Annotated in this window: 13 protein-coding genes and 1 rRNA gene; 13 read left to right on the forward strand and 1 reads right to left on the reverse strand. The window is 46.7% G+C overall.

Translation table 11 applies throughout. The annotated features are described in order from the left end of the window. Positions 1-56: 56 nt before the first annotated feature. From ctaD to J7E78_RS21930, 6 genes are all read left to right on the forward strand, one after another. On the forward strand, positions 57-1,907 hold the full coding sequence (gene ctaD / locus J7E78_RS21905; protein WP_397330608.1) for a cytochrome c oxidase subunit I: 1,851 nt from the start codon (positions 57-59) through the stop codon (positions 1,905-1,907). After that, the gene (locus tag J7E78_RS21910; protein WP_047840264.1) at positions 1,904-2,530 is read left to right on the forward strand and encodes a cytochrome c oxidase subunit 3; all 627 of its coding nucleotides are present in this window, start codon (positions 1,904-1,906) and stop codon (positions 2,528-2,530) included. Before ctaD ends, J7E78_RS21910 begins: the two co-directional genes overlap by 4 nt. A gap of 3 nt (positions 2,531-2,533) precedes the next feature. Further along, the gene (locus J7E78_RS21915) at positions 2,534-2,854 is read left to right on the forward strand and encodes a cytochrome C oxidase subunit IV family protein (RefSeq protein ID WP_215078192.1); all 321 of its coding nucleotides are present in this window, start codon (positions 2,534-2,536) and stop codon (positions 2,852-2,854) included. A gap of 108 nt (positions 2,855-2,962) precedes the next feature. Beyond that, a complete protein-coding gene (gene ctaG, locus J7E78_RS21920; RefSeq protein ID WP_215078201.1) occupies positions 2,963-3,886 on the forward strand; it encodes a cytochrome c oxidase assembly factor CtaG in 924 nt (307 codons plus the stop codon). 35 nt (positions 3,887-3,921) lie between these two features. Then, positions 3,922-4,386: a DUF420 domain-containing protein gene (locus tag J7E78_RS21925; protein ID WP_215078193.1), complete on the forward strand. Its 465-nt coding sequence runs from the start codon at positions 3,922-3,924 to the stop codon at positions 4,384-4,386. Positions 4,387-4,529: 143 nt separating this feature from the next. Next, on the forward strand, positions 4,530-4,901 hold the full coding sequence (locus tag J7E78_RS21930) for a hypothetical protein (RefSeq protein WP_074093350.1): 372 nt from the start codon (positions 4,530-4,532) through the stop codon (positions 4,899-4,901). A 110-nt stretch (positions 4,902-5,011) separates the two neighbouring features. Here the strand turns inward: J7E78_RS21930 and J7E78_RS21935 are convergent, their stop codons facing one another. Further along, the gene (locus J7E78_RS21935) at positions 5,012-5,323 is read right to left on the reverse strand and encodes a hypothetical protein (protein ID WP_215078194.1); all 312 of its coding nucleotides are present in this window, start codon (positions 5,321-5,323) and stop codon (positions 5,012-5,014) included. A 209-nt stretch (positions 5,324-5,532) separates the two neighbouring features. Here J7E78_RS21935 and J7E78_RS21940 point away from each other — a divergent pair, with 209 nt between their 5' ends. The 7 genes from J7E78_RS21940 to J7E78_RS21970 all read left to right on the forward strand — a co-directional run. Beyond that, a complete protein-coding gene (locus J7E78_RS21940; protein WP_215078195.1) occupies positions 5,533-6,246 on the forward strand; it encodes a hypothetical protein in 714 nt (237 codons plus the stop codon). A gap of 88 nt (positions 6,247-6,334) precedes the next feature. Next, positions 6,335-6,724, forward strand: coding sequence for a GntR family transcriptional regulator (locus tag J7E78_RS21945; protein ID WP_036613231.1), 390 nt, complete (start codon positions 6,335-6,337; stop codon positions 6,722-6,724). A 15-nt stretch (positions 6,725-6,739) separates the two neighbouring features. Continuing rightward, positions 6,740-7,636, forward strand: a complete 897-nt coding sequence (locus tag J7E78_RS21950) for an ATP-binding cassette domain-containing protein (protein WP_215078196.1) — start codon at positions 6,740-6,742, stop codon at positions 7,634-7,636. Between the two features lie 20 nt (positions 7,637-7,656). After that, on the forward strand, positions 7,657-8,559 hold the full coding sequence (locus J7E78_RS21955) for an ABC transporter ATP-binding protein (protein ID WP_215078202.1): 903 nt from the start codon (positions 7,657-7,659) through the stop codon (positions 8,557-8,559). Further along, complete coding sequence (locus J7E78_RS21960) at positions 8,552-9,847, forward strand: ABC transporter permease (RefSeq protein WP_215078197.1); 1,296 nt, start codon at positions 8,552-8,554, stop codon at positions 9,845-9,847. Before J7E78_RS21955 ends, J7E78_RS21960 begins: the two co-directional genes overlap by 8 nt. 148 nt (positions 9,848-9,995) lie before the next feature. Beyond that, entirely contained in the window at positions 9,996-11,216 is a 1,221-nt protein-coding gene (locus J7E78_RS21965) for a TraB/GumN family protein (protein WP_215078198.1), read from the forward strand. Positions 11,217-11,751: 535 nt separating this feature from the next. After that, positions 11,752-11,933: ribosomal RNA gene (locus J7E78_RS21970) — 16S ribosomal RNA — on the forward strand; the annotation flags it as partial.

Genomic DNA, 11,933 nt, shown 5'->3' on the forward strand with positions numbered 1-11,933 from the left:
GAAGGGGGTACACAACCTTGGCTCATGCGCATAGCGTCAAGAGGTACAGGGGCTTGATGGATTGGATCACCACCGTCGATCACAAAAAAATCGCCATTCTTTATTTGGTTGCGGGTGGATTTTTCTTTGGAATCGGCGGCATTGAAGCCATTTTGATTCGGATTCAACTGATGAAGCCTATGAATAGTTTTGTATCGGCACAGGTCTTCAACGAATTGATTACAATGCATGGAACAACGATGATTTTCCTTGGTGTCATGCCACTTATTTTTGCCATTATGAATGCTGTCGTGCCTTTGCAGATCGGGGCGCGGGACGTAGCTTTTCCGTTTCTTAACGCGCTGGGTTTCTGGACGTTCCTGTTTGGTGGATTGCTGCTGAACCTGAGCTGGGTTATGGGCGGAGCGCCGGATGCGGGCTGGACTTCGTATACGCCGCTTTCGGGCAGTGAGTACAGTGGAACGCATGGTGTGGATTTCTATACCATCGGCCTTCAGATCGCGGGTCTGGGAACGCTCATTGGGGGCATTAACTTTCTTGCAACGATTATTACAATGCGTGCTCCAGGCATGTCCTACATGCGGATGCCGATGTTTACCTGGACGACATTTATTACATCAGCAATCATCCTTTTTGCATTCCCTGCCGTTACGGTAGGATTGGTTCTGTTAACGTTTGACCGTATACTGGGAGCGAATTTCTTCGATGTTGCCGGTGGCGGTAACCCGGTACTCTGGCAGCACATCTTCTGGATCTTCGGGCACCCGGAAGTATACATTCTTATTTTGCCGGCATTTGGTATTATCTCGGAGGTTATTCCGACCTTCTCGCGTAAACGGTTGTTCGGATACAGCTCCATGGTATTTGCCACCATTCTCATTGCCTTCCTGGGCTTCATGGTATGGGCGCATCACATGTTTACAACAGGGCTGGGCAATGTAGCGAATGCGCTTTTCTCCATCTCCACGATGTTGATTGCCGTACCTACAGGAATCAAAATATTTAACTGGCTCTTTACGATGTGGGGTGGACAGATCCGTTTTACCGCAGCAAACCTGTTTGCTGTTGGTTTCGTCCCAACCTTCGTTATGGGCGGTGTTACAGGCGTCATGCTGGCATCTGCTCCGGCAGATTTTCAGTTCCATGATACGTACTTTGTTGTAGCTCACTTTCACTACGTTATTGTAGGGGGACTGGTGCTTGGCTTGTTCTCGGGACTGCATTACTGGTGGCCGAAGATGTTCGGACGTATTCTGAGCGAAACACTGGGTAAATGGACATTCTGGACATTTATGATCGGTTTCCAATTAACGTTCTTTGTACAGCATTTCCTCGGTCTGATGGGAATGCAGCGCCGGATCGTTACATATTTGCCGAATCAGGACTTTGACCTGCTCAATCTGGTCAGTTCCGTCGGTGCGTTTCTAATGGGTGTTGGGGTTATCATGTTCCTCGTGAACATCGTGATCACAACGAGAAAACCAGCCGGGGCACCGAATGATCCATGGGAAGACGGCCGTACACTGGAATGGTCTATTCCATCTCCGCCGCCGGAATATAACTTCAAGCAGACGCCGCTGGTACGCGGAATTGATGCATATTGGAAGGAAAAAATGGCAGGACATACGGAGATGACACCGGCAGAACCTGTAGGTTCGATTCATATGCCTTCAGCAACACCGTTGCCATTTGTAATGTCGATAGGTATCTTTATCGCCGGACTTGGCTTGATGTTCAGCAAGGATGAATTTGGTAATGCATTTATGAATGTCATATTTAACAATTATATTGTAGTTATTATTGGTCTCGTAATCACATTCGGTGCAATGGCACTTCGTTCACTTTATGATGATCATGGCTGGCATATTGAACCGGAGGATCAGGATGAGAAGGAGGCTAGAACATGACAACCTCACATGCCGAACCGGTGAACGACAAATTGCCGCATGAACCGGAGAAAGCAACGCTGGAAGGCCGTAACAAGCTTATCGCCTTCTGGTTGTTCCTTGGCGGCGAGACGGTACTGTTCGGTACACTCTTCGCTACCTTCCTGGCTCTTCGTGGCCAAACCAATGATGGACCTACGGCGAATGAACTGTTCCACCTGCCACTCGTGGCCGCCGCAACGTTCATTCTCCTGGTCAGTAGTTTGACGAGTGTATTTGCGATTCAGGCCATGCATAAGGGCAAGCGAGATGCACTTGCGTTATGGCTTGGCATCACGGTAGTACTGGGTATGGGATTTCTCGCACTGGAAATTTACGAGTTCTACGAGTATGTGAAACATAAAGAGTTTGGCATGACCACGAGTGCATTCAGTTCAGCATTCTATACACTGGTCGGGTTCCATGGAGCCCACGTTGCTTTTGGTATTGTGTGGATCGGAATCATCATCGGGCAGCTGTTCAAAAAAGGATTGACGGTCGTAACTGCACCTAAAGTATACGTCTCCGCAATGTACTGGCACTTTATTGACGTGGTCTGGGTGTTCATCTTTACGGTCGTGTACCTGCTCGGAAAGGTGGGGTAACACATGTCGGCACAGGATAAGACAGATCAACAGCCTGTGAAACACCGTCACCGGACGGAAGGGCCACAGAAACACGTCGTGGTGTTTATTTTCTCCATTATTCTCACGCTGATTGCGTTTGCAGCTGCTTCTGCTGGAGGGGTCAACACAACCTTTACGATTATTATTTTGCTTGTCATGGCTATTCTTCAAGTATTCGTTCAGTTGGGTTACTGGATGCACATGAAGGACAAAGGGCACTTGATGCCGATCCTGTTTATGGCCTTTGGCTTTTTCGTAGCCTTTACGGGCATCATTATGGCACTCTATTGGGTCTGGTGGTAAAAGAGATGGCGGCGGCGCATTGCCGCCGTCTTTTCCCCTTTTTGGAGAATGGATCCTATCAAAGAAATGCAGGCAACAACCAAATCAGGTCACGGGGAGGTTTCCCGTATGCTCGGGTTGCAATATTTTAGCTTCAACGACTTATGGAGTCCGCTTATCTTGGCTTTATTTCTTATTATTGCTGCAGCTTATCTGGTGATTGTCGGACCATTAAGCGAGCAAATAAAGGATGCAGAGCCAGCGACTGCCGCACAGAAAATTATGTTTATTACAGGGCTGTTTGTCCTGTATCTGGCTCAAGCTGGACCGTTTAATCTGCTTGGTCACGTGATGTTTAGCTTCCACATGGTGAGCATGGCGTTCTCCTATCTGGTAGCCCCGCCGCTGATGATGAAAGGTTTGCCGATCTGGGTATGGCGTAGAATCGTACGCTGGTTGCCTACACGCCAGCTATCGTTCCTGGCTCATCCGATCGTTGCGGCAGTGCTCTTTAACGGGCTGTTCTCGCTGTATCACCTACCGATTGTACATGATTACGTCATGCTGAATTTTACCGTTCACCGGTTGTATTATATTGGTCTGTTTATCACCTCGATGCTCATGTGGTGGACATTGCTTAATCCGTTGCCAGAAGGCAGACAAGCATCGGGGTTATCCAAGATCGGTTTTATTTTTCTGAATATGGTACTGCTCACGCCTGCGTGTGGATTGATTATTTTTGCGGCCGAGCCGTTGTATCAGACGTACAGCAACCCGGCAGTATGGGCTGAAGCCATGCGGTATTGTGTGTCAGGAGATTCTACGGCGTTACTTCGCTCCTTCGGTGGGCCTGCGTTCTTCAACTTCCTGTCTTCTGCGAAGGAAGATCAGCAGGTCGGTGGCATTGTCATGAAGTTTATTCAGGAAGGGATCTTTGCCTCCATGCTGGCTTATGTCTTTTTCCAATGGTATAGGAAAGAGAAACAGGAAGATGATGATGATTCGTATCCCGCAGGGGACACGGGAGGGCCACTCAATCCGGCTGCCAAGTAATTAAGTCAATGTTCTGACAAGAGGGGGAACACACGATGGATATGTATTTTTGGCTACCCACGATCAGTACTTCTTTCATTGTGATTAGTGCAGTACTGGTGGGAATTGGATGGATACTGATTATTCGGGGCAAACGTGAGGCTCATCAGTCCGCCATGGTAGCTGGAGCGATTGCGGCTCTAATCTTCTTTGTGATCTATATGTCTCGTACAGTGTTCGTAGGCAATACGGCTTGGGGCGGGGACCCGGATCTGGAGATCTTTTACCGAATATTTCTGATCTTTCATATTATCCTTGCTACCGTGGCAGCGATATTTGGCATCTCCACACTGGTGCTGGGGTTCAAAAAGAAGTTCGGGACACATCGCCGTTGGGGCAAGTTCACGTCCATGATCTGGTTCGGATCAGCGCTAACGGGTGTTGTCGTGTATGTTCTTCTATATCTCTTATATCCGGGTGGTCATACACGTCCGGTATGGGAAGTTATCCTCGGCGTGTAATAGTAGAGACCACAACCTCAGGCTAATTGTGCATGTGTCACTATGATATTCTGAAAATATGAAAATGGACGAATCTAGAAGATGATCCGTCCACGCTTCCTCTTTCATTCATTCATAGAATGAGTTCGAGAGGGGGAAACAAGATGAAAAAAACAGTCAATGTCAGTCAAACGTATCCACGTCTTACCGTGTATTCTGAAGAGAACTACAGAGGGAGAAGCCGTATCTATCGTGGCAACACGGGTCTTCGTAACCTGGACAATATTTTGGATGGGGTGGAGAGCCTGCGCTTTTTCTCAACAAGTTCCAATGCAACACTCGTTGTGTTTACACGTCCAAACTTCCAAGGTGGATTCCGGGTCTTCCGAGGCAACACCAACTTGAGAGATTTGGATGATCTGATCCGTGGCAATGACGTGGAATCCCTGATCTCTACGAATCAGCGGTTGACTCTGGCCGAGATTCGTGCGATCCGCGCCAACCGCAGTCTGCCTAGTGGTTATAACCTCGTTTAATCGTAAGGCCTCTTCTTCTAACAGGTGCTAGAGAGCGGCAAAGGGCTGTATCCGAATTGTGTTTACACAATAACGGGTACAGCCCTTCTTTTGTGATTGGTGAATGATGTTTAATCCCCGCCACCCCCACTGTCTCCGCCGCTACTATCTCCTCCAGAGTCGCTGCTACTGCTGTCACTGCTGTGATGGTGAGAATCGGTTTCCGGATGTCTGTGATCAAAGCTATGTCTGGAATGTCGCTCATGAGAGTCATCTCCTATAATGACCGGGGAGCCCGAGGTAGAGTCGGTATAACTGTTACTACGTCGGATGGGGTGTCTGCCTTGGTCGCGATGGTGACGCTGACGGTCACTTCGGATGAGCAACCAGATCACACCAATGATGATAAGTAAGACTATTCCGGGCTCTATCAGCCAAGTCATATCAATAACCTCCCTTTCACTAAGTTCAGTGCTGTGTTTTATTGTAACGTAAATCAGAGCGGTAGCCCACCTCCCTTCCTGATTCAGGAAAATTAGGGGTTGACGGGATATGAGATCGGTCTGTATACTGTGTATATTGATATATACAGTAAACACAGTGAACACAGTAAGCAAGATGAGTGAATGACAGGTGAAAGGCAGGCATGCATATGAACGAATGGAAGCAGGCGTGGTGGTTGACCCGCAGCCAGACGAGTAAGGATAAGCTCCAATGGCTATGGTCTGCAATATTCATGATATACACTGGTAGCATGAGCGGTGTGATGTTAGTAGGACAACAACAGACAGATTTCATTAATCCTGTAGTGGATTCCTTCTTTTTGATCATGATACCGTTTCAAGGGTTTTTGTTCTGCAGGCGCTCCTTCCTTTACATACAGGAGGATTCTTATACGCAGATGCTGGCCTACTATCGCAGAATTCCCATCCCTGAACAAGTGGTGATGTGGTCCAGGCTACAGCAGTCTCTGATGGCGTTTGCTTACAATGGGATCTTTTTCTACGGATCGTTATATGTAGTTAACCTTCATGCTGAAGGATTCCGATGGGATCAATATCTGGCCTTTAGTCTTACCTGTACAGGTTATGGACTTATGGTAACAGGATTGTATATTTACGGAGAGTTTCTGAACAGTGGCAAGAAATACTTGCTTCTCAGTACGCTTTTTATACCCATCGCCATTGGCATATCTTTAGTGATTCGAATTTCAGGCAGTTACGGATTTCGGATTGTAATGGATACAAGTAAATCATGGGGGCTGCTTTCCCCGATCATGTGGATTGCTCTGGTGGCTGGCGTAGGGGGGATATGGCTGTTTAGTCGCTTGACGCTGAAGAAGCTGGTTCATCGGGATTTGAATTAAAATGAGAATGAGCTTATGTACGAATACAGGATGAAACCGGCACGGTCAGGTAACAGACTGGAGTGTACCGGAGGGCGAGGTGCAAGATGTGAAAATACCCATTCAAATTAATGAAAATAGCGCTGAACCTTTATACCACCAAATTGAAAATCAGTTAAGATCGTTAATTATTACGGGTCAGTTGGGGGAGGGAACACATTTGCCGTCCATTCGTGAGTTCGCCGGAGCACTGAATTGCAGTGTTATTACGGTTAGACGGGTCTATCAGGATCTGGAGAATGAAGGCCTGCTTCGTACGAAGCAGGGGACAGGTACATTTGTGGCCCAGGTGGAAGCCGGCGACAGAGAAAATTATAGATTAAAGGCCGCACAGGAAGCGATGCAGGCAGCGGTGCAGTCCGGGAAATCGGTAGGCTGTACGGAAGAAGAGATGGAGAGCCTGTTCCGGGAAGTCCTGAAGGCTATTTATGTGAAGTAAGGGAGTGATTCATACGTGGAACCGATAGCAATCCAGTTGAACGGCGTATCCAAAATGCGAAAACGCAGAGTTATTGGCCCGATTGATCTGACCATCCCGGAAGGGTATATAGTCGCTATTCTCGGTCACAACGGTTCAGGCAAAAGCACCCTTCTTAACATGTTGCAGCAAGTAGTGCTGCCAGATGCTGGGCAGATTATATGGTTTGGTCAGGAACATGATGGGCCACTTCCCATTGAACTGAGACAACAGATTGGTTTTGTGGCAGATAACGCTGGCTCGGAAGAGAACCGGATAACAGCACGGGAAGCGGCCCATTTCCGGGCGTACTGGTACCCGCGTTGGGATATGAAGTTGTTCGACCAACTGATTCATGATATGGAAATCCCTGTTGATGTGAAGCTGAACAAGATGTCCAAGGGAGAGCGGCGAAAATTTGAGATTGCAGCTGCAATTGCAGCTCGCCCAAGACTGTTGCTTTTGGATGAGCCTTCATCAGGACTGGACCCCTTTGCCTGGAAAGTGATGGTTGAGCAGTTCCGTACCTATATGGCGGGGGGAGACACCACGATTCTGATTGCCACACATATTGCGGACGAAGTCAAAAGGCTTGCGGATTACATCGTATTGATGCACCGTGGTCAGTCGCTGGGGATGGCCGAGAAAGATATGGTGCTCGATCAGTGGAAGGAAGTCTGGTATGAAGGAGATTTAAGGCCAGAGAGTATCCCGGGTGTTGTGGAATCTTCTTTGGAAGAGGGAGGTCTGGTTCGCGTAATTACAACCCGGGTCAGCGAAGCGCAGGAAAGGATGGAGCTGTCGAATAACCGAGTATTGAAAATCCGTAACTTGGAATTGGATGAAGTACTGGCATTCTGGATTGCCGGGTATGCACCCGTACAGTGGAAATAACCGAAGGGAGACGATAAATGATGAACCGATTGGAATTGAAGCAAGTCGTCAAGCAATATGCAGACAAAACAGCCGTTAATGGAGTCACGCTCAATGTAAAAGAGGGGGAGATCTACGGACTGCTCGGAGCCAATGGTGCAGGTAAAACAACAACAATGCGCATGGTGCTTGGACTGATTCACCCTGACGGAGGGAATATCCTGTACAACGGCAAGCCCTATGGTACGGAGTTGCAACAGATTATGGGTTATCTTCCGGAAGAGCGAGGATTGTACCCGAAGGTGAAAGTCAGCGAACAGATTAATTACCTGGCTCGGCTTCGCGGTATGAATGGCAAGGACGCAGATCAGAGTCTCAAGTACTGGCTGAATCGGTTTGAGGTACCTGAGTATTACGATAAGAAAATTGAGGAATTATCCAAAGGTAATCAGCAGAAAATGGGCTTTATCGCAGCCGTAGTGCATAGACCGCAGATTCTTATTCTGGATGAAGCGTTCAGCGGGCTGGATCCTGTGAATGTGGAATTACTCAAGTCCACCGTCAAAGAATTGCGTGATGAAGGCACGGCCATTCTGTTCTCAACACATCGTATGGAGCACGTTGAAGAGTTGTGTCGTCAGATCACCATTCTGCATCGTTCCAACACGGTGGTACAAGGAGAGATCAAAGAGATCAAGAGCCGGTATCCGCGTGAACAGGTATTCCTGGGTACGATTGGTAGTGTGGAAGGACTCGAACAGTTGTCTGGTGTGAAGAAAGTCGAGCGGAATGAGCGCGGGTACCTGATACATATTAGTCAGGTGGAAGCGGCTCAAGAGATTCTCAGAACAGCCATGACCCAGACGACAGTGGAACACTTTGAACTGAAGGAACCAACGCTTAACCAAATCTTTATTCGTGAGGTAGGTGAGTCGAATGAATAAAATGGGAACGATTACGGGTTTTACATTTAAAAACAAAGTTAAAACGAAATCATTCATGGTAACGACCATTGTACTTGCACTTTTAATTTCAATTGGACTCAATGTTCCGTATTTCATTACCTTATTTAATGGAGGTTCCATTGGTGGAGCTTCAAGCAGTAATCCTGTAAATATTGGTCTTCTGAGTACAGGTCAACCTGAAGTTTCCGAGAAGCTGGAGAGCTTCTCTGCGGCTCAAGGAGATCAGGCCTATCGATTCATTGCCAGTGGAGACAGAGATGAGGCTGCTCTTGCGGCAGATGCGGAAGCAGGGCTTACCGATGGTTATCTGAAGTTTGAAGCTGTTTCCGGGCAAGAGTTCCCGCAGCCCATTCTATATTCAGCAGAAGACGTATCACCTCAAATCATTGCATCCATTGAAGCGGCATTACAGAGTGTGAAGCTGGATGTGGTTGTGAAGGATGTACTCACAGCGGAGCAGAAGGAACTGATTACAACACCTGTGAAGCTCACCGAGCAAAGTTTGAGTACAGATGAGAGCGGGGCAGGTACTGAGTCTAAAGGTGCAATGAGCCCGATTAACTATATTGTGGTGTACTTGCTGATCATCCTGCTGTTTACCTCGACGATGATGACAGGCAACATGATTGCCTCCGAGATTACAGCTGAGAAGAGCTCGCGTATTATGGAGATTCTGATTACGAGTGTATCACCGCTCAGTCAGATGTTTGGTAAAATCATCGGTATTTTCATGGTGGGGATGCTGCAAATCGGGATCTTCGGAGCGGTGGTTGCCGGAAATATCTTGTTGCCGCATAACCGTGCAGTGTTAGGTGATTTCAATATGAATCTGAGTGATGTGAATATTGCGGTTATTGTGTACGGACTCATATTCTACATTCTGGGTTACTTCCTGTATGCCGTGTTGTTTGCTGCCATTGGTTCAATGGTAAGCCGTACTGAGGAACTCGGTCAAGCTGTTCTGCCGATTACAATGTTGTCGCTTGTTTCCTTCTATATTGCGATCTTCAGTATTTCTACACCGAACATTCTGTTGTTGAAAATCGCAAGTTTCATTCCATTCACGTCACCAACAGCGATTCTGGTACGAATCGGCGCAGGAGTTGCGCCAACATGGGAAATTCTAACGTCTTTAGCGATTCTCATTGTATCCATTATCATCTTCGGATGGCTTGCAGCCAAAATCTATCGCACAGGTGTGCTGATGTACGGTAAACGTCCAACCTTTAAGGAATTGTTTAAAGCCATGAAGGCATATAAGATCTAAGATAATTAAATTTGAGAAAAAAATGGTTGAGGGAAGGTGCTGCTTCGGAAAGGAGTGGCACCATTTCCCACCTTTATCCGTAGTATCTAAGTATGTCCATTCTATTAAAAAGATTGGCAACTATATTCAATAAAGGAGATTACATAATATGAAGAATTGGAAACGCATGCTCTTATCTCTTACAATCTCGGTGGGTTTGCTTGCATCTGCAGTACCAGCTATGGCTGCTCCACAAGGAACTTCCGTCAAGGTTAATGACCAAGCTGTGAAATATGCTACAGGAGCACCAATCCTGGATAAAGGTACGACATTAGTTCCACTGCGGACTACGCTGGATGCTATGGACGTGAAGCTAACAACTGCGACAGATGATACGATCACGGCTGTAGTAGATGGCAAAACGATTACACTCAAAAGCAAGCTTACACGGATCAACGGTGTAACGTACGCTCCAATCCGCATCGTCGGTGACGCTGCGGGTTATGAAGTTCGCTGGGATGCTGCAACGCGCACCGTGCTGTTGGTATCCAAAGGGGGAGCAACGGAAACTGCGCAAACCGGTGGACGTGGCTTCATGTGGGAAGTTGAAAGCAATGGTAACACGGTCTATCTGGTAGGGTCCATGCATATTGCTGATGAGAGCTTCTATCCACTTCGTCCAGAGTTTGAAGAAGCTTTTGCCGAAGCTGATTATCTCGGCGTAGAGATTGATATTAGCAAAGCCGCTGATGAAGAGCAGCAAAAGCTGGTTCTAAGTCTGGGTTCGTATCAAGATGGTACAACACTGAAAGATCATATTTCAAGTGAAACATATACTAAACTGGGCGATGTATTGAAGAAAAATGGTCTGGAGCCTAACGCTTTGGATGCATTTAAGCCTTGGGTAGTAGAGAGTACACTCGCAAGTTTGAAGTCCACAACGGCAGGATACGAAGCGTCAGCAGGGGTGGATCTGTATTTCATTCAGAAAGCAATCGAACGCAAACTTCCAGTTATTGAGTTGGAAAGTTATCAATCTCAACTTGGCATGTTTAACGACTTTTCCAAAGAAACACAAGAGGAAACACTGAAAGCGACAATCGAAAACTTCGACGTGCTGGATAACAGTGTGAATGAAATGGCTGAGATGTGGAAAACGGGTAATGACGAGCAACTGCTTGAACTGACAAACAGCTTCTCCACTAACGAGGAGTACAACAAAGCAATGTTGGTTGATCGTAACATTGGTATGGCGGACAAAATCGATGATTACTTGAAAAACGGCAAAGGCGAGGAGTATTTCATTGTTGTTGGCGCGGCACACTACCTGGGTGATCACGGCATCGTGAAACTTCTTGAGGATAGAGGATATAAAGTAGAACGTAAATAAATATAGATTGCTGTAGAAGGTAACCCTTTCGTCTCGAATATGAGAGTTGAGAGGGTTATCTTCTTTTATATAGAAGAAAGAGAGATTAAACAAAGAAGATCAAGCTGCAGGATAATACAATTGAACCTAAGAGTTCATTGTAGATTGAAGGTCCTGAATATGGTTAGATCGTGGATTTGATATGTTTTGAAATTAACTCTTTACAAGTACCTCTGCTGCATGGTATATTATATTTCCGGCCAAAAAAAAGAGATACACGGTGCGGCAAGCGATTGAAATAAGCTTCGAAAGAAACTTAAAAAAAGATCTTGCAAAGTTGGTTCGGAAGTGTTATGATATAAGAGTTGCTGAAGAGAACAATATTCGGTAACGAAATAAGTTTGATCTTTGAAAACTGAACAACGAGTGAGTGAACATTCTGCTTGCAGGATGAACGCGAAAGTTTGAGACAAGCCTTGGCTTGAATCGACTGGAGCGCAATTGAGATTTTTGATCTCGTCAGATTCAAAATGAGCTTATCGCTCTTTTCAATACTTTATTGGAGAGTTTGATCCTGGCTCAGGACGAACGCTGGCGGCATGCCTAATACATGCAAGTCGAGCGGACTTGAAGAGAAGCTTGCTTCTCGGATAGTTAGCGGCGGACGGGTGAGTAACACGTAGGCAACCTGCCCTCAAGTTTGGGACAACTACCGGAAACGGTAGCTAATACCGAATA

The sequence above is a fragment of the Paenibacillus polymyxa genome (assembly GCF_018614975.1).
Classification (GTDB): domain Bacteria; phylum Bacillota; class Bacilli; order Paenibacillales; family Paenibacillaceae; genus Paenibacillus; species Paenibacillus polymyxa_E.

What these genes read in the sequence shown, in the direction of transcription:
- J7E78_RS21915 (WP_215078192.1), top strand. Translation starts at nt 2,534, where the DNA reads ATGTCGGCACAGGATAAGACAGATCAACAGCCTGTGAAACACCGTCAC.
- J7E78_RS21930 (WP_074093350.1), top strand. Translation starts at nt 4,530, where the DNA reads ATGAAAAAAACAGTCAATGTCAGTCAAACGTATCCACGTCTTACCGTG.
- J7E78_RS21960 (WP_215078197.1), top strand. Translation starts at nt 8,552, where the DNA reads ATGAATAAAATGGGAACGATTACGGGTTTTACATTTAAAAACAAAGTT.
- ctaG (WP_215078201.1), top strand. Translation starts at nt 2,963, where the DNA reads ATGCTCGGGTTGCAATATTTTAGCTTCAACGACTTATGGAGTCCGCTT.
- J7E78_RS21955 (WP_215078202.1), top strand. Translation starts at nt 7,657, where the DNA reads ATGAACCGATTGGAATTGAAGCAAGTCGTCAAGCAATATGCAGACAAA.
- J7E78_RS21965 (WP_215078198.1), top strand. Translation starts at nt 9,996, where the DNA reads ATGAAGAATTGGAAACGCATGCTCTTATCTCTTACAATCTCGGTGGGT.
- J7E78_RS21940 (WP_215078195.1), top strand. Translation starts at nt 5,533, where the DNA reads ATGAACGAATGGAAGCAGGCGTGGTGGTTGACCCGCAGCCAGACGAGT.
- J7E78_RS21910 (WP_047840264.1), top strand. Translation starts at nt 1,904, where the DNA reads ATGACAACCTCACATGCCGAACCGGTGAACGACAAATTGCCGCATGAA.
- J7E78_RS21925 (WP_215078193.1), top strand. Translation starts at nt 3,922, where the DNA reads ATGGATATGTATTTTTGGCTACCCACGATCAGTACTTCTTTCATTGTG.
- ctaD (WP_397330608.1), top strand. Translation starts at nt 57, where the DNA reads ATGGATTGGATCACCACCGTCGATCACAAAAAAATCGCCATTCTTTAT.
- J7E78_RS21935 (WP_215078194.1), bottom strand. Translation starts at nt 5,323, where the DNA reads ATGACTTGGCTGATAGAGCCCGGAATAGTCTTACTTATCATCATTGGT.